Here is a 23,175-nt window from a genome sequence, read left to right as displayed (position 1 = left end):
CTATCTCCCCTCGGTCGGTTGGGTTGCGGTGCGATTTCCAGCCAGGCCGAGCCCGAGCACCGCCGCAAGCACGCAGGCAATACCGGCAAGCTGGCTGAAGCCGACCGGCTCGCCGAGGGTGGCGAAGGCGAGCAGGACGGCGGACATCGGCGCGAGCGCGGTAAAAAGCGAGGCTTCCGTGCCGCTCACCCTTTCGGCCCCCGCATACCAGAGCAGGAAGCCGGCGACGGTCGGCACCAGCGCATAATAGACGACGGCGGCCGCAGCGCTTGCGGAAAAGCCCTGGGCCGAAGGCGCCTCGAAGACAGCTGGGATGACGGCGACGACAAAGCCGATACCGGTCATCAGCGTCGACTGGGCAAGCGGCGGAATATCGGCGGTCAGCCGCTTGTTCAGCAGGATGAACAGCCCCTCGCAGACGACCGCCAGCAGGATCAGCGTATTGCCGGCGAGCGACCCGCCGGCCGCATCCGGCGTGAAGGCGATCGAAACCACCCCGGCGGTCGCCAGCGCCACGGCGAGAAGCAGGGCGGGCTGCGGCCGCTCGCCGAGCACCAGGATGGAAATTGCCGCCGAGACCACCGGCAGCGTGCCGATGATGACCCCGGCATCGGCCGCCGAGGTCAGGCTGAGGCCGGAGATCAGCAGCGTCGTATAGCCGACGCTGCCGGCCCCGGCCTGGATGAGGAGAATGAGGCGGTCCCGGCGGGAGAGCTTCGGCAGCCGCACGCCGGTTGCCCGCATCAGCACGAGAAGGACCGGGAAAGCGAGCGCGAAGCGCAAGGCGGTGGCCGTAAACGGCGGCAGTCCGGCGGCGATGAGCTTGCTCGCAATGACCGTGCTTCCGACCGTCAGCATGGCCAGCGTCAGATAGATGTAACCTTGAACCTGTCTCGACATTCCGCATCTCCGATTGGATGCGCCGAGGAAACAGCAGGACCCGGTTGCGGTCTTGAACGAAATTGCAGGGGATAAAACAAAGAACTAAAGCGCGGCGGGTGGGTCAGCTCTCACGGCAGAATCCGCATCGCTGGAGGATGCGGCGCCTCGGCCAGCCCCGTCCTTCGAGGCCCCTTTGGGGCACCTCAGGATGAGGCTGGAGAGAGGTCGGCAGCCCGCGGCACACACGATCAGCCCTGATCCTGAGGTGCCTGCAAGGGGCCTCGAAGGAGTTCGACGAATGCAAGAAGCAGCGTTGAGCGTGCCCTTCGAGGCTTCGCCCTCACGGGGCTACGCACCTCAGGACGAGGGGCGTTGGAGGGTACCGCGCTTTTAACCGTGGACGGCAGGAGGATGCACGGCCTTCAAGAGAGCTTCATCCTCAGGTGCTCCGCAGCGGTCTTGAAGGAGAACGCGGCCTTAAAGAGAGCCTCATCCTGAGGTGCCCCGCAGGGGCCTCGAAGGACGAGGCGGGTGGCTCGGCCTTGGACACGGATCGGGGCATCCCGGTGGCGAAGCTCGCGGCGCCGCTCAGAGAAAGGCGCCGGCATAGAGCCGCGGCGACAGGCCGTATTTGCGCACGAAGACGCGCGTCATGTGGCTCTGATCGGCAAAACCGCTGGCAAAGGCGGCTTCCGCAAGCGGCGTGCCCTGAGCGATCAGCCGGCGGGCGCGATGGATGCGCGCTTGGAGGAGATAGGCATGCGGCGTCAACCCCGTCGCCTTGGCGAAGCCGCGCAGCACCTGGAAGCGGCTGAGGCCGCTTTCCCGTGAGAGATCGGCAAGCGAGACGGCGGCAAGAGGATCGTCGTCGATCAGATCCCGCGCCGCGCGGATGGAGGCCGGCACTGCTGGCCGCTCCTGGCGATCGCGCCGTTCCCGCATGACATCGGCGACGAGCTGCAGCAGCAGTTGCTCTGAGAGCAGCCCGTCGGCTCCGCCACCGGTGACCGCGCCAAACAGCATCTCGAAGCGGGCGGCGATCGCCGCATTGCGGATGACCGGATGGGGGATTTCCTGCCGCCCTGCCCCGCCCTCGCCGATGTCCGGCGACAGGCTGGCGACGATCTCGGGATCGAAATAGAGGATGCGCCACGATCTGCCTGCGCCGATCGGCGCGCCGTCATGCACCTCGTTGGGATTGACGGTGATGATATCGCCGGCCGCAGCCTCGACCATGCCGCGCCCGCTGAGCGACTTCTGCGCCCCTGACGAGACGAGGCCAATGCCGAACTGCTCATGCGTGTGCCTGCTGAAACTGTGATGCGTTGCCGCTTCTACCGCCTCGACGCCGGCCAGCGCCGAGCGCAACATCCTGAACTGATTTTTCGCCATCATCCGTCCGCAGATCCGATGCCGGCCATCTTGCCAGCCGGATGGAGCGAGCGCAACGCTTGGCAAGCGCCACGCGTCTTTGAAGCGTCAGAAGAACTCGTCGAGCAGCTGGTAATAATCGAGGCGCGCCGGATCCGGCGCCGTCAGCCCGTAACGATCGAGGAAGGGTTGCACCAGCGCCGCACCGAAATTATCGGCGATGCTGCGGCAAGCGAGCGCAATATCCTGATAGCGGTCGGCGACGCCGAGGCGGCTGCAATCGATATAGCCGGAGAATTGGCCGCCGGAGGCGACGAAATTGGGCAGGCAGGCATCGCCATGGGTAACGACGAGATCCTCACGGTCCGGCCGCCGGCCTTCGAGTTCGGCAAACAATGTTTCGGCGCTCTTTCCGAGCCGCGTCTCGTCGAAATCGGTCTCGTCGACGATCCGGGCCTGCATGCGCGCCCTTGCGGCCGGCAGGCGCTTTTCCAGACGATGATCGAACGGGCAGGAGGCGATCGGCAGGTGATGGAGATCGGCAAGTGCGGCAGCCAGCAATTCGACACGCGCCAGCGGCGTCAGCGCCGATGCGCTGGCGAGATCGGTTCCCGGCAGGGCGCCGATCAGCAGCCAGTCGCGCTCGCCGTCGCTTTCCCGCGCAATCATATCGGGACACGGCAGGCCGGCGGCCTTGAGCCAGCCGAGCCGGGCGGCTTCCTCGGCAAGCTCGCCGAACGGCCCCGCCGCCTCGACCTTCAGATAGAGGGCCGGCAGACCCTCGCCTTCCAGCCGGAAGACGCTTGCCGCGGAACGGCCGAGCGCATCGCGTTCAAACCGGTAACCGGAGAGCCGCTCGCCAAGCGCTGCCGGCAATGTCTTGGGAAATGTCAATGCAGTGTTTCGGCGGGTGCTGCTTCGAGCAGGATCTCGAAAGCCTCTTCGAGCGCCGCCACCAGAATATCGGTCAGCTCGTCACCCTTGTTTTCCAGGAACAGCGCGCTGACGGCTTCGTCCTGGCGCTCCAAAAACTGCTCGATCTCGTTCGACATATCATTGTCCCTTCTTCACCGTACCATCACGGCCATAGGGAGAGGCTAGATGCGGTTGCTTGCCTGTGGCTGGCTGCGGGAGCGTACATTCCATATCGACTACTCGCGTATCTTGTACTTCGCGTATTGGCTACGAGGAATCAATCCGCCGAGTTTGAAGGCGAACGACAGAATTTTTGTGGCATCGGCATCAACCTCGCATTCGAACTGCACGCTGTACCAATTGCCGTCTACCCTGAACCGTCCCGTCTCCAGCACCTGAATGATTGTCTGATTGGTAAATGGCCGATAGCGAGGAATCTCCGGACCCCGATATTTCGGCGACACGTGTTCGATTTGTTGCGTCAACTCCGTCGTGCATAAATCATTCATCCGTTCGCCACGCGACATATTGCCCAATGCTGTTCGTGCCACCGGGTCGTCGGTCGCATACCGCGAAAATAACGTCTTCACTTCCGGTAACGACGTCTTAGACATCTGATCCGACTGCGTCGCCGGCTTGGTCGCTGGCTTCTCAGTCTCGAAGCTCGTCCGCGCCTCTTCGCTCGATGGGGCCGGCGCATCCCGTTCTGGGTGGATGGCAGCAGGCGCAATCTCCGGCAGATTCACCTCTTTGGGAATTGGTTTACCTGGAGGCTGATCGACAGGTCTTGTCGACTTCGCGGTGTCCGGCAAATGTTCCGGCTGCGCCTCCCCCGACGAGGCTGGCGGAGGGACAGGGGTATTGTCCATTTCGCCCTCCGATGCATTGCCATTTGCGGTCTTCGTCGGCCCGCTGTCTTTGTCTCCAAACTCGAAAACAGGTGTCATCCCTTTCACCCGGGCGGGCGGCGGAGGTGATCTAGGCGCAGGTGGCGGAGGCGGTGGCTCAGCCTTTGCCTGCTGTTGGGGCTTTTGTTCCTCTTTCGGCTTCTCCTCGGGCTTTTTCTCTTCCGGCTTCTTCGCCTCCGGCGGCGGAACGAGCTCCACCTTCACGCTCTCGTCTTCAGGAGGCTTCGGCTCGATCTTCGGCAGTCCGAAAATCAAAAGGGCGATGAGCGGCACATGCAGAAGCACGGACGCGCCGACACCCCAGCCGATTTCAGGCCGCTGTTTTGCCGCTTCGTGCGCTTCTGCCGGTTCGACGTCTTCTTCTGTCACAGCAGCGATGTGGCCTTTAAAGCCGGCAGCATCAAGCCACAAATACAAAAAACCGCGTGATCGCTGCCGCAACGATTGGCCGGCAGGCCATCATCATTCAGCGCCACGCGGTCTCCGGAGAGCCGTGCCTTGGTATATCCGAACTGGCTTGGGCAGTAGTCAGCCGAGCGAGCCGATGAGATCCCGATAGGCAGCCTCCGGGAACGCCTTTAGAGTCTCGGTGCGGACATTGCCCGCCATGGCGAGCGACAGCGTAAAATGCGCCATCACCGCATCATCGGGCGCCTCGCAGACGGCGACCATGTCGTGTCCGCCCATCGTCAGGTAGAACTGGTTGATGGAGCCGCCGACGCCGGCGAGCAGTTTCTTCGCCGCGTCCAGCCGTTTTGTCGAGTCGCGAACAGTACGGATGCCTTGGTCAGTCCAATCGATCAAAAGAATGTAAGTGGTCATGTCGCACCTCCCGACGGAGGATCGCTCACGCAGGCATACGATCTCGCGTGTGTCGCGATCGATCCTTTCCCCGTGGCCGGATTATAGCCCTGTCACCAGACAGGGACAAGAAAGCCGCCGGGATCATTGGTGTTAATCACAAAAGCAAAAGCCGGGCGTAAAGCCCGGCTCTGTTTGATGATAAACCTCGCTCGCCACCTGGCGTCATCCTCGGCCTTGTGCCGAGGATCTGCTGCCCTGCGAAACGGAGGCAGATGCTTGGGACACAAGCCCGAGCATGACGAAAGAAGAGTTGGCCGGCTTCGTCGGCAGGCCGAGCCGGGCATAAAGCCCGGCATTCCCATCAAGATGTCATCGAAGCTTAGCTGTCGAGGAACGAGCGCAGCTTGCGCGAACGGCTCGGATGCTTGAGCTTGCGCAGCGCCTTCGCTTCGATCTGGCGGATACGTTCGCGGGTGACCGAGAACTGCTGGCCGACTTCTTCGAGCGTATGGTCGGTGTTCATGCCGATGCCGAAGCGCATGCGCAGCACGCGTTCTTCGCGCGGCGTCAGCGAGGCGAGAACGCGGGTGGTCGTCTCGCGCAGGTTCGCCTGGATGGCCGCGTCGATCGGCAGCAGCGCGTTCTTGTCCTCGATGAAATCGCCGAGATGCGAATCCTCTTCGTCACCAACAGGGGTTTCGAGCGAAATCGGCTCCTTGGCGATCTTCAGGACCTTACGGACCTTTTCGAGCGGCATGGCGAGCTTTTCGGCGAGTTCTTCCGGCGTCGGTTCGCGGCCGATCTCGTGCAGCATCTGGCGCGAGGTGCGGACGATCTTGTTGATCGTCTCGATCATGTGCACCGGAATGCGGATCGTGCGGGCCTGGTCGGCGATCGACCGGGTGATCGCCTGACGGATCCACCAGGTGGCATAGGTCGAGAACTTGTAGCCGCGGCGGTATTCGAACTTGTCGACCGCCTTCATCAGGCCGATATTGCCTTCCTGAATGAGGTCGAGGAACTGCAGGCCGCGGTTCGTGTACTTCTTGGCGATGGAGATGACGAGGCGAAGGTTCGCTTCGACCATTTCCTTCTTGGCGATGCGCGCTTCGCGCTCGCCCTTCTGCACCATGTGGACGATGCGGCGGAATTCCGAAATCGAAATGCCGGTCTCGGTCGCCAGATTCTGGATTTCCTGACGGATGTCGCGGATCGTCGTGTTTTCGCCCTTGGCGAATTCCTTCCAGCCGCGGGCGGCCAGATTGCCGATCGACTTCATCCAGTTCGGATCGAGCTCGGCGCCCTGATACTGTTCCAGGAAGCTGTCGCGCTTGACGCCGTAGGATTCGGCCAGACGCAGCAGGCGGCCTTCGTTGGAGACGAGGCGCTTGTTGATGTCGTAGAGCTGCTCGACCAGGGCATCGATGCGGTTCTGGTTGAGCGACAGCGACTTGACGGCCTTGATGAGCTCGTCCTTGAGCTCCTTGTAGCGGCGCTCCTGGGCGGTCGACAGCGTGCCGGACGCCGACAGGCGCTGCTCGACCTGCTGGTCCTGCAGCTTGCGCAGCTTCTTGTAGGTCTCGGCGATCGTATCGAGCGTCTCCATCACCTGCGGGCGAAGCTCGGCTTCCATCGCCGCCAGCGAGAGGTTGGATTCGTCCTCGTCCTCTTCCTCCTCCTCGGGAGGCAGGCCTTCGCCGCCGACATCGGTGATGTCGTCGTCGCCGGAACGGGCGCGGCGGGTCTTTTCCTTCTCCTCGGCGGCCTTGCGGTCGGCCTCGATCTTCTCGGGGCTCTGGAACTGCGGCGCCGCCTTGGCCTCAGGGCCGGAATAGGTGGTTTCGAGATCGATGATCTCGCGCAACAGCGTCGTGCCTTCGTTGAGTTCGTCGCGCCAGATGATCAGCGCCTGGAAGGTCAGCGGGCTCTCGCAGAGGCCCGCGATCATCGTCTCGCGGCCGGCCTCGATGCGCTTGGCGATGGCGATTTCGCCCTCGCGGGAGAGAAGCTCGACCGAGCCCATCTCGCGCAGATACATGCGCACCGGATCGTCGGTACGGTCGGTCGGTTCTTTCTTCTTGGCGGTCGCAAGCGCGGTGCCGCCGGAAGGCGCGAGTTCGCCGCCTTCGCTGTCCTCGTCGCCGCCGGCATCATCGTCATCGCCGCCGCCGGAAGCGCCGGCTTCCTCGGCTTCTTCGTCCTCGATGACGTTGATGCCCATGTCCGACAGCATCGACATCGTGTCTTCGATCTGCTCGGACGTCACTTCCTCGGACGGCAGGACGGCGTTGAGCTCATCCATCGTCACATAGCCGCGCTTCTTGGCGGCCTTGATCATCTTCTTGACCGCGTCGTCGGAAAGATCGAGAAGAGGGCCGTCGCTTGCGCCGTCGCGTTCGACTTCCGCGTCTTCGTTCTCTTTGACCTTGGTTGCCATTTATATCGTCGCCTTCCTGACGCTATCCAATCTCGCTACGGTGAATGGGCCGCCTCAGGGCTGGACGCGTCGCGCGCGCCGCCCTGAGAATCACCTTTGCCCACCTAACGGGATGACATTTAAAGCCTGATTAACCACGATCGCCGGCACCGGACAGCAAAGCTTTTTTGCTTTTGGATTTCCGGCCATGGTTGCGCGATCCGCCTTGACCCAGTTCACCGTTTCAACAAGTCGAACGGTGATTCCCACATTTTTTGTTCTCGTCAAGCTTTTCCAGAAAAAAAGCTCACGAATCATCGGAAAAAGCCTTATCCACAGGCTTTGAACCGCGGCTGCGATTGCGAACCTTATTTAAGAAGCGTCGAACAAAAGACAAGGGCAGCATGGATTTTGCCCGCCGCAGCGGTTGTTTCGGCCGCTTTTACAGTTTTGACGGCAGTCTATTCCCCGGCTCCGGGCAGGCGCTCTGTTTCTAATGCGCGGCACCGTCATAGGCCGTCACCTTCAGCGCGCCGAGATCGATCGCGGGAATGCAGCGCAGATTGATCGACGCCATGGCAGCGCCGTTCGGGCCCACCGCCTCGCCGAAGGGCGCAATACCGCACTTGGCGCAGAAGTGATGGCGGATGACATGCCTGTTGAAAGTATAGGTCGAGATGTTCTCGTCCGGCGTCTTCAGCACCAGCTTCTCGCGCGGCACGAAGGCCAGAAGCCCGCCGCGCCGACGGCAGAGCGAACAGTTGCAGTCGAGCGCCTCGCTGAACTCGCCCTCGACCTCGAAACCGATGTTGCCGCAATGGCAGCTTCCTTGATAAATCATCTCGTCCTCCTCACATCCAATCCATGACGACTTTGCCGGAGTTGCCCGACCGCATCGCCTCGAAGCCCTCGCGGAAATCGTCGATCTTGATGCGATGGGTAATAAGGGGTGCGAGATCGAGGCCGCCCTGGACGAAGGCGATCATCTTGTACCAGGTCTCGAACATCTCGCGGCCGTAAATGCCCTTGAGATTGAGCATCTTGAAGATCACCTTGTTCCAGTCGATCTCGAAGCCCGCCGGCGCAATGCCGAGAATGGCGATCTTGCCGCCATTGTTCATCTTGTCGATCATGTCGCGGAAGGCGGGTGCAGCCCCCGACATTTCCAGCCCGACGTCGAACCCCTCGGTCATGCCGATCGCCTTCATCACGTCGGCGAGATTTTCCTTCGAGGCGTCGACGACGTGGTCGATGCCGAGCTTGCGCGCCAGATCCAGCCGATGCGGATTGATATCGGTGATGACGACCTTGCGGGCGCCGGAACGCTTGGCGACGAGCGCCCCCATGATGCCGATCGGCCCGGCGCCGGTGACGAGCACGTCCTCGCCGACGAGATCGAAGGAGAGTGCGGTGTGCACGGCATTGCCGAACGGATCGAAGATCGCGGCGATCTCATCGGAAATATCGTCCGGGATCGGCACGACATTGCTTTCGGGAATGCAGACGAACTCGCCGAACGAACCCGGCCGGTTGACGCCGACGCCGAGCGTATTGCGGCAGAGATGCCCCCTGCCCGCCCGGCAGTTGCGGCACTTGCCGCAGACGATATGTCCCTCGCCGGAGACGCGTTCGCCGACATGATAGCGGGTGACCGCCGAGCCGATCTCGGCGATCTCGCCGCAAAATTCATGGCCGACGACCATCGGCACCGGAATGGTCTTCTGCGCCCACTGGTCCCAGTTCCAGATATGGACGTCGGTGCCGCAGATCGCCGATTTCTTCACCCGGATCAGCACATCGTTCGGCCCGACCTCCGGCACCGGCACATTCTCCATCCAGAGCCCGACCTCGGGCTTTGCCTTGACCAGCGCCTTCATCATGTTCGACATATCAGTATCCCTTGGTCATGCCTATTCCGGCCCCTCATCCGCCTGCCGGCACCTTCTCTCCGCCAGCGGGGCGAAGGAGACACGCCGCAACCTCTCCGTCCCCATCTACCTCTCGCGGGGCACGTCCCCTCGCCCCGCTTACGGGGAGAGGGTTAGGGTGAGGGGCAATCCCCCAATCCTCAAATCACACCCAATTCCCGCCCTGCCTCGGCAAAGGCCGCAATCGCCCGCTCCACATCCTGCCTCGAATGCGCGGCCGACATCTGCGTGCGGATGCGGGCCTGGCCCTTCGGCACGACCGGGAAGGAAAAGCCGATCACGTAAATGCCCTTCTTCAGCATCAGACCTGCCATGTCTTGGGCGAGCTTGGCGTCGCCAAGCATGACGGGAATGATCGGATGGCCTTCGCCGGCGAGCGTGAAGCCGAGCTTGGTCATTTCGGTGCGGAAGAGATCGGCATTGTCGGAAAGGCGCTTGCGCAAGGCATCACCATTCTCAATCAGGTCGAACACTTTCAGCGAGGCAGCCGCAATGACCGGCGCCAGCGTATTCGAGAACAGATAGGGGCGCGAGCGCTGCCGCAGCCATTCGACGACCTCGGCTTTCGCCGCGGTATAACCGCCCGAGGCGCCGCCGAGCGCCTTGCCGAGTGTGCCGGTGATGATGTCGATCCGGCCCTCGACGCCACAATGTTCGGGCGAGCCGCGGCCGTGCCTGCCGACGAAGCCGACCGCATGGCTGTCATCGACCATGACCATGGCGCCGTATTTCTCGGCGAGATCGCAGACGCCGCGGAGATTGGCGATGATGCCGTCCATCGAGAAGACGCCGTCAGTGGCGATCAGCTTGAAGCGGCTGCCTTCGGCCTTCTTCAATTCCTCTTCGAGCGCCGCCATGTCGTTATTGGCGTAGCGGAAGCGCTTGGCCTTCGACAGCCTGACGCCGTCGATGATCGAGGCGTGGTTCAGCGCATCCGAGATGATCGCGTCCTCCTCGGAAAGCAGCGTCTCGAACAGGCCGCCATTGGCGTCGAAGCAGGAGGAATAGAGGATGGTGTCCTCCATGCCGAGGAAGGAGGAGATGCGCGTCTCGAGCTGCTTATGCTCCTCCTGCGTGCCGCAGATGAAGCGCACCGAAGCCATGCCGTAACCGTAGCGGTCGAGCGCCTTTTTGCCGGCCTCGGCCAGTTCCTCGTTGTCGGCAAGGCCGAGATAGTTGTTGGCGCAGAAATTCAGCACCCGCTCGCCGCTAGAAATCGCAATCTCGCCCGCCTGCTTGGAGCTGATGACCCGTTCGGACTTATAGAGCCCGGCATCCTTCAGCGCCGAAATCTCGGCGCGAAGATGGGAGAGAAATGGCGAGGTCATGGGCGGCCCTTCCTGATGTTTTTATAGCTTCCGGGTTAGCATATCGCCGCCGGCTTGTCTTCTTCAGCGCTGGGCCGAGATCGAGAAGAACACCGGCCGGTCCGCTCAGTCGTCATGCGCCAGGATGATCTCCAGGAAGGCGTCGCCATAGCGCTCGAGCTTCGCCTGACCGACGCCGGATATGGCCAGCAGTTCCTTGCGGCTGCGCGGCCGTTCGGTGGCAAAGGCGATCAGCGTCGTATCGGGAAAGACGACATAGGGCGGCACGCCGAGCGATTTGGCGATCGCCGTGCGCTCGGCCCGCAACGCCTCGAAGAGGCTGCCGTCGGCGCCCGACAAGGCCGATTTGCGCTCGCTGCGTTCCGCCTTCTTCGTGCGCCGTTCCGAGGCAGGCCGGTCCTTGCGGAAGAATACCTGTCGCTCGTGCTTGAAGACGGCGCGCGCTTCCGGCTCCAATTTCAGCGCCCCATAGGCCTCGTGATCGACCCGGATCAGCCCCATGGCGAGCAGTTGCCGGCAGACGGATTGCCAGGTCCGCGCCGGAATGTCCTTGCCGGCGCCGAAGACGGGCATATCGACATGGCCGAAACGCTCAGTCTTCTCGTTGACATTGCCGACGAGCACGTCGATGACGTGGCCGGCGCCGAAACGCTCGCCGGTGCGATAGACGGCGGCCAGCGCCTTGATCGCTGCTTCCGTGCCCTCCCAGGTCTCGACCGGCTTCAGGCAGGTGTCGCAATTGCCGCACTGGCCGGCATGTGCTTCCCCGAAATGGGCCAGGATCGCCTGCCGGCGGCAGGAGGCGGTCTCGCAGATCGCCAGCAAGGCATTGAGCTTGGCGCGCTCGACGCGCTTGATCTCCGCGGCGGCATTGCCCTCGTCGATCATCCGGCGGCGCTGAATGACGTCGGCCATGCCATAGGCCATCCAGACCTCCGACGGCAGGCCGTCGCGGCCGGCGCGCCCGGTCTCCTGGTAATAGGCTTCCACCGAACCCGGCAGGTCGAGATGGGCGACATAACGCACGTTCGGTTTGTCGATGCCCATGCCGAAGGCGACGGTGGCAACCAGGCAGAGGCTCTCTTCCTTCAGGAAGGCATCCTGATTGGCGTCACGAAGCGCTCGGTCCATGCCGGCATGATAAGGCAGTGCACGAACCCCCTGCCCGTTCAGCCAGTCGGCCGTGTCCTCGACTTTGGCGCGCGACAGGCAATAGACGATGCCGCTGTCGCCCTTATGGTCGGAGAGGAAGCGCAGAAGCTGCTGGCGCGGCTGATCGCGCTCGACGATCTCATAGCTGATATTGGGCCGGTCGAAGCTGGTGGTGAAGATCTCGGCAGCGTCGAGCCCCAGCCGCTCGACGATATCGTCGCGCGTATGCGGATCGGCTGTTGCCGTCAGCGCTATTCTGGGAACACCGGGATATTGCTCGCCGAGCCGGCCGAGCTCGCGATATTCCGGCCGGAAATCATGGCCCCACTGCGAGACGCAATGGGCCTCGTCGATGGCAAACAGCGCGATCTTCTCATTGGCGATCAGCTCGCGGAAGCCGTCGGTCAGGATGCGCTCCGGCGTGACGTAGAGAAGGTCGAGCTTGCCGCCCGAAAGCGCGCGGCGGACCTCGACGAATTCCTCGCGCGACAGCGACGAATTGAGTGCGGCAGCACGAATGCCGAGCTGCTTCATCGCCTCCACCTGATCGCGCATCAGCGCAATTAGCGGCGAAACAACGATGCCGACGCCCTCGCGGCAGAGCGCCGGGATCTGGAAGCATAGCGATTTGCCCGCACCTGTCGGAAAGAGCACGACCGCATCGCCGCCTGACACGACGTGCTCGACCACCTGCTGCTGCTTGCCGCGGAAGGAGGAATAGCCATAGACCTGCTTCAGCACCTCGAGTGGCGAGCGGCCGGCGGAAAACAGCGCATCGGAGGCGGAAAAGCCAGCTTCGTTCCGTTCGGTCAGCGACATCAGTGGTTCGCCGCCCCTTTGACGCGGCCGGAAAGCACGCCGAAGCCGTCGATGATCGCCTCCTGGTTCTCAAGGCGTACGCCTTCCAGATGCACTTCCTGCTGGGCCCGTATCAGCTGAACGATCGCCTCGCCGTCGCCGGCTTCGGTGGCCAGCGCAATCTCGCGTTCGAGCTCCATCTTCTGCCGGCGCAGCGCCTTCGCCCGTTTGTGGAAGGCGAGCGCCTGGCGGTAACCCTCACGTGCATCCTCCATCGCCGCCTCCTCGGTCGCCGTCCAGAGTCTGGCGTTGCGCACCTGCTGGTCGAGGCTCTTGATCAGCGGGCCGAAGCCCTCGAATTCCAGCCGTTCGGTCAGATAGTCGCGCGTCAGATGCGGGCCGGCAACGGCGGCCGCTGCGCCAAGCACCGCCGACCAGAGCCGTTGCAGCTCGCGGCTGTCATATTCGATCGCGGCGATCTCGTCATAATCGTCGATCATCAGCGCCGGATGATTGACGATGGTGAGCGCCAGCACGCTTTCGCGCAGCGCCGTATTGTCCCGGTGGCCCCGGACAGGGCCCGAGCGGGCAAGCCGGTCGGAAATGAGGCTCGGGCTTTTCGGCCCCGCCTTGCCCGGATTGTCGCGGCCGTTCCGCGAATTGCCGCCGAAACCGCGCCGCTCGCCATTGTTGCGGTTCTGGAACTGCGGCTGGAAGAAAGCGTTCAGCCGGTCGCGAATATCCTGCTGATAATGACGGCGCACATTCTCGTCGGCGATGACGGCCACAAGCTGCTTCAGCCGCGCCTCGAGCTCGGCGCGCGCCTCGGGCGTGTCGAACTTGCCGGTGTTGATCTCCCGGCTCCACAGCATCTCCGAAAGCGGCTTTGCCTGGCTCATCACCTTGTCGAACGGCGCGCGGCCCTCGTCGCGCACGAGATCATCAGGATCCTTGCCGTCGGGCAGCAGCGCGAAGCGGACGGAGCGGCCGGGCTTCAAGTGCGGCAACGCCAGTTCAGCGGCGCGATTGGCCGCACGGATGCCGGCGCCGTCGCCGTCGAAGCAGAGCACCGGCTGCGGCACCATCTTCCAGAGCAGCTCGAGCTGGTTTTCGGTAAGTGCGGTGCCGAGCGGCGCAACGGCGTTCTCGACGCCCGCCTGATGGAGCGCGATCACGTCCATATAACCTTCGACGGCAATGATGGTGCCGCTCGCATTGTCGTCCTGCTGATCGCCGCGGCCAGGCCCCTGGATCGCGCGGCGCGCGCGGGCGAAATTGTAGAGAACATTGCCCTTGTGGAAGAGCTCCGTCTCGTTCGAGTTCAGGTATTTCGCCGGCGCGTCTGATGACATGGCGCGGCCGCCGAAGGCGATCACCTTTTCCCGCGACGAAAGGATCGGGAACATGATGCGGTCGCGGAAGCGATCGTAGGACACCGGCACGTTTTCATGAACGACGAGGCCGCAGGCTTCGATCTGCTCCTTCGAGACCCCCTTGCCGGCAAGGAATTCCTTGAGCGCATTGCGGCTGTCGGGCGCATAACCGAGGCGGAAGGTCTCGATGGTGCGCCCCGTCAGCCCGCGATCGCGCAGATAGGCGCGCGCCTTGGCGCCATTGGCGGTCTGCAACTGATCCTGGAAAAAGGCCGTCGCCATTTCCATGACGTCGATCAGCGAGCCGCGCTCCTTCTCGCGCTTTTCCATGACAGGATCGGCAAGCGGCATCGGCACGCCGGCCATATCGGCGATCTGCTGCACCGCCTCGGGAAAACTCAGGCCTTCGAGCTCGGTGAGGAAGCGGAAATGGTCACCGGTGACGCCGCAGCCGAAGCAGTGATAGCGGCCCTTCCGGTCCTCGCAGTGAAAGCTCGGTGATTTCTCGCCGTGGAACGGGCAGCAGGCCCAGTAATCGCCGCGCGACACGTTGGTCTTGCGCTTGTCCCAGCTCACACGGCGCGCGATCACGTTCGAAATTGGAACGCGGTCACGGATCTCATCGAGAAAGGTGTTGGAAAAGCGCATTTATACCTCTTGGCCAGCCTCCATATAAGCTGCTTTGCCGCGCCATGCCACGAAACTTGTCAGGAAAACCCGCTATTCACAGGCAAGTGCACGCGTCCCTGATTGCGTCGCTTATCCAATCAAAAACACGTTACCGCCCCTGCGACAGGGGTGCGACATTATTGTCTTCGGGGAACCAGAGTTCCGCCCTCGCGCAAGCTTCGGCAAAGGCGGCCATCTCCCATGAGCCTCAAATAAATCGTTTGAAAACAAATTATTATCACCCTCTATCACGGTCCGCTCTGCTCTTTGCAGCGCCATCCGAGCCTCCGCTTCGACATCTCCAAAACCGACATTTTCGGCAATCATTATTTTTTTGTAATTTGAACAGCCCGCCGCTCCGCAATAAGTTCGATCTCAACAAAGCGATCCCCGAGCGAAGCACCATCCCTACCCCCGGCGCCGCTTCGCAAGGGTGCCTTTGCAAATAGCCTCCGGCTTGGGCTTCGGCCCTGCTGCCGGCGGAAGCAAAGTGCAAGAAGGCAGGAGCGCCCCCAGCTCCTGCCTTCTTAATTTTTTGGCTTGCCCTGATACAAATTCCCTTTTGAAATTAACCGATTATTGACAAAACCGTTGACATCAGGCGCGTGCGTGAAGGAAGTATGCGCCGAATTTCCTGGACTCCTTCCCCATGGCCTTTACCGCTGAAACTCTTGCAGCAGACGGTCGCTTTCTCGCGGCAATCCTCCACTGCGCCGATCAGATGCTCACGATCTATCGTGAGAGCCCGCGCATCGCCTCGATTTTCGCCGCACAGCAGCGCTGGCTGATGGCCCATGCCGGCTTTGCGCTTCATTATGGCCATCCCGACTATGAAAAGAGCGGCCTCTATTCCGGCCGCTTCATCGATTTTGCGGTCAAGAACGACATCGCCAGCCGCAACACGGCAGCGGCCTTCATGCAGGAAATGCTGGCCTATCGCTTCCTGCGTCCGGCTCCTGGTGCCGACAAGCGCACACGCTATCTGGAACCCACCGAAATCGCCGAGCAGCATTTCACCCGATGGCTCGTCACCCACATGATGATCCTCGACAGCCTCGACGGCGGTAAGCGCGCCGACAGGATCGCCGCCGATCCCGTGGCGATGATGGCAGCGATCCAGCCCCGCATCGCAAAAGCAATCATCGGAAGCCAGGCGGTGCGCAGTCCGGGCCCCACCTTCAACCTCTTCAACTGGGCAAATTCCGGCGGGCTGGTGATGGACTACCTGATCTCGCGCCTTCCCGAATTTCCCCGGACGGCCGAGCGCGTCGCGGTCGGCCCCCTGTCGCTGCGGGAAATCCGCGACCAATTCATGATATCGAACACGCACCTGAAGCGGCTTCTGACGCAGGCCGCAACCATGGAAAGCGTCGGCTGGACCGAACCGTCCCGCAAGGGCGACTTCTGGCTGTCGCGCCGCTTCATCCTTGAATACTGGAATTATCAGGCTGCGAAATTCGCCATCGTCGACGTCGCCGCCGAGGCGGTGCTCGGACCTGCGGTCCTGATCGAACCGCAGGCAAGACGCGTGGTCTGAATTAGAGCATGTCTCGCAAAAGTGTGCAGCGGTTTTGCGATAAAGACATGCGTGAAAACAAAGACCTAAAGCGTGACAAGCGAATCAAAGATCGCGACACGCTTTAGTTCAACAGTTCCTTGACGGTCGCGGACGCCTTGGCGAAATCCATCTGGCCGGCATAACGCTCCTTGAGCGCGGCCATCACCTTGCCCATGTCCTTGGCGCCGACGGCACCGGTCTCGGCGATGATCGCCGAAACGTTGGCGCGCACTTCGCTCTCCGAAAGCTGCTTCGGCATGAAATCCTGGATGACGGTGATTTCGGCGCGCTCCTTGGCGGCGAGTTCCGGCCGGGAATTCTCCTCGTAGATCTTTGCCGATTCGTCGCGCTGCTTCACCATCTTGGCGAGAATCTGCAGGATCTCGTCGTCGCTCGCCTGCTCCTTGCCGGCGCCGCGATTGGCGATATCGCGATCCTTGATCGCGGCCTGAATCAGCCGGACGGTGGAAAGCCGCTCCGAATCCTTGGCCTTCATCGCCTCTTTCAGCTGGGTGGCGAGTTGATCGCGCAGCATGGTCTTTTCTCCGTTTTTGATGCCGCTTCATAAACCACGCTGATGCGGGGGATCAAATAAATTGCGCGATCGGCGCGATAAAGCGCAGGAAAACGGCCGCAATCCCGGTTACAAAGATTGACGCTCAGCGATTGCGTGGCTATCTACCGCCACCTGCACCAAAATTCGTGATCAGGCCTGAAGCGCGCGGCATTGCCGCGTCCACACGCCTGCGAGATCAAATGGCAGCGAGCGCGGCAACGCGCATCGGCCGCCGGAAACGGGATGAAGATGACCGCGACAGCACCCTGGACAATCGAAAAGCCGACCGCCCTGCTCGTTCTTGCCGACGGCACGGTGATCGAAGGCAAGGGCATCGGCGCCACCGGCAAGGTCCAGGCCGAGGTCGTCTTCAACACGGCGCTGACCGGCTACGAAGAGATCATGACCGACCCTTCCTACCTCGGCCAAATCGTCACCTTCACCTTTCCCCATATCGGCAATATCGGCACCAACGATGAGGACATCGAAGATCTGACGCCTGCCGCCCGCCACGGCGCTGTCGGCGTCATCTTCAAGGCCGATATCACCGAACCCTCGAACTACCGCGCCGCCAAACATCTCGACCAATGGCTGAAGGCGCGCGGCATCATCGGTCTCTGCGGCATCGACACCCGCGCACTGACCGCCTGGATCCGCGAGAACGGCGCTCCGAACGCAGTGATCGCCCACGATCCGAACGGCGTCTTCGACATCGAGAGGCTGAAGGCCGAAGCCAAGGCCTGGAGCGGCCTCGAAGGCCTCGACCTCGCCAAGATCGCCACGTCGGGCCAGTCCTCGCAATGGACCCAGACGCCGTGGATCTGGAACGAAGGTTACGGCGAGCTCGGTGCGGCCGATGCCATGTATCACGTCGTCTGCCTCGACTACGGCGTCAAGCGCAACATTCTGCGCCTGTTTGCCGGCCTCGACTGTAAGGTGACCGTCGTGCCGGCGACAACGAGCGCCGAAGACGTGCTCGCCATGCAGCCGGACGGTATCTTCCTGTCGAACGGCCCGGGCGATCCGGCGGCGACCGGCGAATATGCCGTGCCCGTGATCAAGACGCTTGTTAAGACCGATATCCCGGTCTTCGGCATCTGCCTCGGCCATCAGATGCTCGGCCTCGCCCTCGGCGCCAAGACTGAGAAGATGCACCAGGGTCATCACGGTGCCAACCATCCCGTCAAGGATCACACGACCGGCAAGGTCGAGATCGTCTCGATGAACCATGGCTTCGCGGTCGACTCGAAGTCGTTGCCCGATGGCGTTGAAGAGACTCATATTTCGCTTTTCGACGGCACCAATTGCGGCCTGCGCGTGCTCGGCAAGCAGGTCTTCTCCGTCCAGCACCATCCGGAAGCCTCCCCCGGCCCGCAGGACAGCCACTATCTCTTCCGCCGCTTCATCAACATGGTGCGCGAGAAGAAGGGCGAACCGGCGCTCGCCGAACGCTGATTTCAAGAACTGCCGATTTCGCAAAGGCCTGCTAAACCGGCAGGCATTAACGTGATGTGGAATCTCTTGGATCTTGAAGAGGAAGGACCGCTATCTGCCGAAGCGGTCTTTTTCCGCTATAGAAGAATAAGGCTGCTTTGCGCCCTCAAAGCCGCCATTCCGCCGCATGCGGGTGATTAGATCACGAATTCCTCCTCGTACGTCTGTGGCTCGGGAACGACCGTAACCTCCACCGGAACGATCCAATTGGCCGCGTAGCTCTCGCAGTCGGAACGCTGGAGGTCGGGCTGCACGCACCCCGCACTATCGATCGCGCGACATCGCAGTATATATCGCCCCGCTTCTTCAGGGGTCCACATGTACTCCCACAAGCGCCATGCGAAGGGACGTTCTGTTTCGAGGAGCCTTCCCTCGCGCCAGCCCCTGCCATCTCCGGTGCAGACCTGCACCTGCCGGATAGCAGCCTCTCCGCTCCAGGCGGCTCCGAAAATCCGATACGGTTGGCCGGCGACGAGGCGCGCGCCCTGCACAGGACGCGCGATCTGCGCTTTGACCTCCATTTCCGCGAGGGGGACGAGCCTGGGTTCCCCGAGGCTGCGCTCCCAACGGAAATAGTCGCGCGCCTGCCAGTAGCCAAGGAACGGTTGCTCCACAACCGTGATATGCGTGATCCACTTGACCCACGCCATGCCGAACCAGCCACCCACGACCGCGCGCAGCGGGTAGCCGTGATCGCGCGTCAACGGCTCCTCGTTCATCGAATAGGCAAGGATCGTGCTGTCAGCGATGGCCTTCTCAAGCGGCAAACTGCGCGCAAAAGCGATGGGGCCTGGAGAAGCCGTTTTCTTGTTCGTGTCGACGACGCCGCTGTCTGCGCCTACGAGCAGAACCTCACGTGCGGTTCGCTTAACGCCCGCCATTTCTAAAATCTCGCGTAGAGGAACACCTGTCCACGCGGCATTGCCGACGGCTCCGTTCTGCCACTGCAACCCCTCCTTCGGCGGCACATAGTAGACGCGCCCGTTCCCTGCGCACTCGACGACGGCAGGGAATGTCGTGCTCCGCATCGCCTTGATGCTGTCGAGGTCAAGTTCGATCGGCCGCTCCACCGCCCCGCCAACGCGCAATCTCCAGTCTCGCGCGTCGAGCTCCGGCGACGGGAAATGGTTTCGCACGAAGAACAGCTCGGTTGGGATCAGCCAATCGGAGAGTGACGCAAACGGAAACTCGATGTTCTGTGGGGATTTCTGTCGAACTATTAGACTGGGTTGCTCTGGTGTCGGCATCGTCCTCGTCTCCCCTTCCAAGAGCACAACGTTGGCACTCGGTCGCGCGAATTCCGGTTCGATCACACCGCCCCTCGCAGTGCGTCTGTCGCGTTCCGTCCCCATTCTAGCACACACCGCACGTTCCTCGGATCGGCCTCGAACGGCCTCAAAGGGCCCGAATGCTGCTATGCGCCTCACGTCTCTTTCGCGCCCCATGTCGGACGTTTGCTAGATCGACCGCGCGTCGCAAAAGCGGACATCGCGTCGTTCCGATCAACTTGATGCGACGACGAGAATTCCTAGTCGACAGAAATACAATCCGGTGCGATCGCAAACCTTTGACGTGAAGCCCGGAACTGAGCTTCCGCAACGACTTGTTATTCCTTACCTACACGTCGAAATTTGTTGGCAAGACAATCATGTCCCGGATCGTGATGTTGCGCGGGCGGGTCAGCATGAAGATGATGGCATCGGAGACCGCTGAGGGCTCGATCAGACTCCCATTGGCTTTTGCCTTCTCAAGGTTTTCCGCGGGCCAATCGGCAAGCAGAGCGGAAACGACTGGGCCGGGCGACACCTGGCTGACCCTGATGCCGTGGTTTTTCAACTGCCGGCGCATGATCTGGACGAAACTGGTAATCGCCCATTTGGAGCTGGAATAGACCGGCTCCCACTGGATCGGCGCATGGCCGGCTACGGAGCAAGTGACCAAAATGTCCCCGGTCCCGCGCTCGATCATATGCGGAGCGATGTCGCGGACGTTCTTCATGACGGCGTTCACGTTGAGATTCAGCATCCGATCGATTGTCGCGGTATCGGTATTGATAAGATCCCCGCCAATGTAGGACCCTGCATTGCAGTGCAGGATGTCGAGGTGATCGACTTTTGCTAGTATTTCCGGCACCATGGCCGCACAACTTGCGGCGTCCAGAAGATCGGTTACCTGCATGACTACGGCGTCGCCGAACTCGGCAGCGTACGTTTCCAGCGCCTGTCTGTTGTAGTCGACCATCACGACCTTGGCGCCGGCATCGACCAGGGCACGGGTCGTCGCCAGCCCGATACCGGAAGCTGCGCCAGTTACCGCAGCGATCTTTCCTTCGAGTAGTTTAGTCATCGTATTGTCTCGCCATTTGATTCTCAGACAGCAAGGAAGCCGCCATCGACTGGCAGTACTGCGCCGGTGATCATCGGGGCGTCCTCTGAAATAAGCAGTGCGATCGAGCGCGCGACATCGTCGACCGCTGCAAAACGCGCCATCGGGTGGCGAACAATCATCGGGTTACGTTTGGAAGGCTCGGACCACGCCTTGGCGGCAAGCTCCGTCATAGTAACCGTAGGCGCCACTGCATTGACCCGGATTCCATAGGCGCCGAGTTCCTTGGCCATGACACGTGTCGCGCCTTCCAGTCCCGCCTTCGAAGCGGCGTAAGCCACGTGATCCACGAAACCCCGATGTCCGGCAATCGAGGTCACATTCACAATCGTACCGCCGCCTCCGTTTGAAATGCGAGCCCGCGCGAACTCCTGCGCACAAATCAACGCGGCCCGCAGGTTAATGCCGAGGACCTGCTCATAGCCCTCCTCCGTCATATCGATGACGCTTTCAAGCACATTGGTTCCCGCGCAATTGATCAGCGCGTCTGCCAGTCCCGCCTTCTTCATGGCGGCGCGTGCTGCTGCATTGTCGGCGAGATCGACCGATATTACCGTCGCGCCGAACTTTGCCGCAAGATCATCCAGATCGGCCTGCGTACGCGACAAGGCTACTATTCGTGCGCCACGGTGGGTGAGCAGTTCAACGCAGGCGCGACCGATACCCTTGCCAGCACCGGTGATGATTACCGTTTTTCCTGTAAAGTCCGACATGGCTGATCCTTCCGATGCCTGTTGCTCAGAACGGGAGTCTTTGCTCGGTTTGCTTGTCGAACACATGAGCCGCGGCAGGATCGACGTCGAGCCGTATCCTGTCGCCCGGCTTCAGCGCGTGGCGCTCGCGAAAGGCGCACAAGACCCGCTTGCCCGCCAATTGGACTGCCAGCAGAATTTCGGCCCCCGTCGGCTCGATCAACTCGACAGTTGCCGGTACGCCCGCGTCGCCGTTCGACAGTATCCACTGGTCAGGACGTACCCCGTATATCACCTTCTGGCCGTTACTCGCCCGCGTGCCTTGTGGAAGGGGAAGGGCCGACCCTTCAGCGAGCCGCGCTGAGTTCAAAGAGAGATCGATTGTGGCCGGTAGCATGTTCATCGCCGGCGATCCGATGAAGCCGGCGACGAAGGTATTTGCCGGCCTGTCGTAAAGCTGTAGTGGCGCACCGATCTGCTCCACCTTACCGTCGCGAAGCACTACAATGCGGTCCGCCATTGTCATGGCTTCAATCTGGTCATGCGTGACATACACGGAAGTAGCGCCGAGGCGCTGGTGAAGAGCTTTGATCTCCGAACGCATATCTACGCGCAACGCGGCGTCCAGGTTTGACAGCGGCTCGTCGAAAAAGAACGCCTTTGGGCGGCGAACCATCGCGCGCCCCATGGCAACACGCTGACGCTGGCCTCCGGAGAGCGCCTTCGGATATCGGTCGAGATAGGGCGTAAGCCGCAACATCTCGGCAGCCTTGTCGACCTTGGCGTTGCGATCCGCAAGATTCTCGCCGCGCAATTTCAGTGCGAAGGCCATGTTCTCCCGAACGGTCATGTGCGGATAGAGCGCGTAGTTCTGGAACACCATTGCCACGTCACGGTCCTTGGCGGCGATGTTGTCGACGCGGTGTCCGCCAAGCTTGATCGTGCCGTCGGTGATCTCCTCAAGGCCGGCTAGCGACCGCAGCAGCGTGGATTTGCCGCAACCGGAGGGACCGACCAGTACCACGAACTCACCGTCGGCTATATCGAACGAGATCTTGCGCAGTGCGTGATAGGAGCCGTAATGCTTGTCGACCTGGTTGAGCTCGATCGTCGCCATGTGTCAATCCTTAGTCAGTTGTGGCGGCATGGCCGCCGATCATTCGGGACGGGCAGCTTCACCATGAGGTGTATCCTGCATCCGCAACGACGATGCTGCCGGTCATCAGGCTGGCGGCATCGGAGGCCAGGAACAGGACGACAGAGGCAATTTCCTCGACTTCGCCCATGCGCTTCATCGGCGTCATGTACATCCAGTCCTTGTCCCACCCGGTCCCCTCGACGGCGGTCTTCGTCATGTCCGTCGCGATATAGGTTGGAGCGACGGCGTTGACGCGGACGCCCCGCTCGGCCCATTCGGCTGCGAGCGACTTCGTCAGCATGTGAACGGCACCCTTCGAGGCGTTGTAACCAGCTTGCGGCTGCGGCCGGTTGGCGATGATGCCGGACATCGAACCGATATTGACGATCGAGCCCTTGCCCGCCTTCAGCATCAGGTTTCCGAAAGCGCGATTGCTCCAGAACACGCCGTTGAGGTTCACGTTTACGACTCTGAGCCAGTCCGCATCTGACATCTCCTCCGCCGGGCTGTGCGAAGCAATGCCGGCATTGGCGACCATAATGTCCACGCGACCATGCCTGGCCGCGATCGCCGCCGCGACACGGTCGGTTTCGCCGGAATCGGTCACGTCCAGACGAATGAATTCGGCCTTTCGCCCCATCGCGGCGAGCTTCGAGACGGCCGACTGACCGAGCTCTTCATCAAGATCAGTCAGCACGACATGCGCGCCCGCTTCCGATAGGGCATCAGCGCAGGCATAGCCGATGTTGCGCCCCGCGCCGGTGACGACCGCCACTCTTCCACTGAGATCCAACTTCCGCAGGTACAT

General features: G+C 61.8%; 21 protein-coding genes. 2 read left to right on the top strand and 19 right to left on the bottom strand.

Translation table 11 applies throughout. The annotated features are described in order from the left end of the window. The 13 genes from MHI61_RS08695 to dnaG form a co-directional block, all read right to left on the bottom strand. The gene (locus tag MHI61_RS08695; RefSeq protein ID WP_239791682.1) at positions 1-900 is read right to left on the bottom strand and encodes a DMT family transporter; all 900 of its coding nucleotides are present in this window, start codon (positions 898-900) and stop codon (positions 1-3) included. 570 nt (positions 901-1,470) lie between these two features. Next, complete coding sequence (locus MHI61_RS08690) at positions 1,471-2,274, bottom strand: AraC family transcriptional regulator (RefSeq protein ID WP_239791681.1); 804 nt, start codon at positions 2,272-2,274, stop codon at positions 1,471-1,473. A gap of 87 nt (positions 2,275-2,361) precedes the next feature. Continuing rightward, the gene (locus MHI61_RS08685; protein ID WP_239791680.1) at positions 2,362-3,147 is read right to left on the bottom strand and encodes an APH(3')-II family aminoglycoside O-phosphotransferase; all 786 of its coding nucleotides are present in this window, start codon (positions 3,145-3,147) and stop codon (positions 2,362-2,364) included. After that, positions 3,144-3,305 carry a hypothetical protein gene (locus MHI61_RS08680; protein WP_197486857.1) on the bottom strand — a complete coding sequence of 54 codons (162 nt, stop codon included), beginning with the start codon at positions 3,303-3,305 and terminating at the stop codon, positions 3,144-3,146. The genes MHI61_RS08685 and MHI61_RS08680 overlap by 4 nt, the downstream gene beginning before the upstream one ends. A gap of 99 nt (positions 3,306-3,404) precedes the next feature. Continuing rightward, positions 3,405-4,445, bottom strand: a complete 1,041-nt coding sequence (locus MHI61_RS08675; protein WP_345774864.1) for a DUF930 domain-containing protein — start codon at positions 4,443-4,445, stop codon at positions 3,405-3,407. A gap of 159 nt (positions 4,446-4,604) precedes the next feature. After that, complete coding sequence (locus MHI61_RS08670; RefSeq protein ID WP_010033023.1) at positions 4,605-4,898, bottom strand: GYD domain-containing protein; 294 nt, start codon at positions 4,896-4,898, stop codon at positions 4,605-4,607. A 361-nt stretch (positions 4,899-5,259) separates the two neighbouring features. Further along, positions 5,260-7,317, bottom strand: coding sequence for an RNA polymerase sigma factor RpoD (rpoD, locus tag MHI61_RS08665; protein WP_097664899.1), 2,058 nt, complete (start codon positions 7,315-7,317; stop codon positions 5,260-5,262). 90 nt (positions 7,318-7,407) lie between these two features. After that, positions 7,408-7,614 carry a hypothetical protein gene (locus MHI61_RS08660; RefSeq protein ID WP_141507380.1) on the bottom strand — a complete coding sequence of 69 codons (207 nt, stop codon included), beginning with the start codon at positions 7,612-7,614 and terminating at the stop codon, positions 7,408-7,410. 175 nt (positions 7,615-7,789) lie between these two features. Continuing rightward, the gene (locus MHI61_RS08655; RefSeq protein ID WP_222141424.1) at positions 7,790-8,137 is read right to left on the bottom strand and encodes a GFA family protein; all 348 of its coding nucleotides are present in this window, start codon (positions 8,135-8,137) and stop codon (positions 7,790-7,792) included. A 10-nt stretch (positions 8,138-8,147) separates the two neighbouring features. Further along, positions 8,148-9,185 carry an L-threonine 3-dehydrogenase gene (tdh, locus tag MHI61_RS08650; RefSeq protein WP_239791678.1) on the bottom strand — a complete coding sequence of 346 codons (1,038 nt, stop codon included), beginning with the start codon at positions 9,183-9,185 and terminating at the stop codon, positions 8,148-8,150. Between the two features lie 179 nt (positions 9,186-9,364). Next, positions 9,365-10,552, bottom strand: a complete 1,188-nt coding sequence (locus MHI61_RS08645; protein ID WP_239791677.1) for a glycine C-acetyltransferase — start codon at positions 10,550-10,552, stop codon at positions 9,365-9,367. Positions 10,553-10,657: 105 nt separating this feature from the next. After that, on the bottom strand, positions 10,658-12,523 hold the full coding sequence (recQ, locus tag MHI61_RS08640) for a DNA helicase RecQ (protein WP_239791676.1): 1,866 nt from the start codon (positions 12,521-12,523) through the stop codon (positions 10,658-10,660). Next, positions 12,523-14,523, bottom strand: coding sequence for a DNA primase (gene dnaG, locus MHI61_RS08635; protein ID WP_239791675.1), 2,001 nt, complete (start codon positions 14,521-14,523; stop codon positions 12,523-12,525). The genes recQ and dnaG overlap by 1 nt, the downstream gene beginning before the upstream one ends. 670 nt (positions 14,524-15,193) lie before the next feature. Between dnaG and MHI61_RS08630 the strand changes: the two genes are divergently transcribed. After that, positions 15,194-16,081, top strand: coding sequence for a hypothetical protein (locus MHI61_RS08630; RefSeq protein WP_239791674.1), 888 nt, complete (start codon positions 15,194-15,196; stop codon positions 16,079-16,081). Between the two features lie 103 nt (positions 16,082-16,184). On the opposite strand, the gene MHI61_RS08625 is transcribed toward MHI61_RS08630, so the two are convergent. Further along, a complete protein-coding gene (locus tag MHI61_RS08625) occupies positions 16,185-16,637 on the bottom strand; it encodes a GatB/YqeY domain-containing protein (protein ID WP_077991780.1) in 453 nt (150 codons plus the stop codon). 270 nt (positions 16,638-16,907) lie between these two features. On the opposite strand from MHI61_RS08625, the gene carA reads away from it, so the two are divergent. Beyond that, a complete protein-coding gene (gene carA, locus MHI61_RS08620) occupies positions 16,908-18,113 on the top strand; it encodes a glutamine-hydrolyzing carbamoyl-phosphate synthase small subunit (protein ID WP_239792808.1) in 1,206 nt (401 codons plus the stop codon). A 176-nt stretch (positions 18,114-18,289) separates the two neighbouring features. Here the strand turns inward: carA and MHI61_RS08615 are convergent, their stop codons facing one another. The 5 genes from MHI61_RS08615 to MHI61_RS08595 form a co-directional block, all read right to left on the bottom strand. Next, on the bottom strand, positions 18,290-19,399 hold the full coding sequence (locus MHI61_RS08615) for a sulfite oxidase (protein WP_275593084.1): 1,110 nt from the start codon (positions 19,397-19,399) through the stop codon (positions 18,290-18,292). A 370-nt stretch (positions 19,400-19,769) separates the two neighbouring features. Beyond that, positions 19,770-20,498, bottom strand: a complete 729-nt coding sequence (locus MHI61_RS08610; protein ID WP_239791672.1) for an SDR family oxidoreductase — start codon at positions 20,496-20,498, stop codon at positions 19,770-19,772. A gap of 23 nt (positions 20,499-20,521) precedes the next feature. Continuing rightward, positions 20,522-21,250, bottom strand: a complete 729-nt coding sequence (locus MHI61_RS08605) for an SDR family oxidoreductase (RefSeq protein WP_239791671.1) — start codon at positions 21,248-21,250, stop codon at positions 20,522-20,524. Between the two features lie 25 nt (positions 21,251-21,275). Further along, positions 21,276-22,346, bottom strand: a complete 1,071-nt coding sequence (ugpC, locus tag MHI61_RS08600; protein ID WP_239791670.1) for a sn-glycerol-3-phosphate ABC transporter ATP-binding protein UgpC — start codon at positions 22,344-22,346, stop codon at positions 21,276-21,278. Positions 22,347-22,404: 58 nt separating this feature from the next. Next, complete coding sequence (locus tag MHI61_RS08595) at positions 22,405-23,175, bottom strand: SDR family oxidoreductase (protein WP_239791669.1); 771 nt, start codon at positions 23,173-23,175, stop codon at positions 22,405-22,407.

It is taken from the genome of Rhizobium sp. K102 (assembly GCF_022385315.1).
In the GTDB taxonomy this organism is placed as follows: Bacteria; Pseudomonadota; Alphaproteobacteria; order Rhizobiales; family Rhizobiaceae; genus Rhizobium; species Rhizobium croatiense.
The sequence above is the reverse complement of the archived record's forward strand: the minus strand, read 5'-3'. Positions and strand labels throughout refer to the sequence as shown.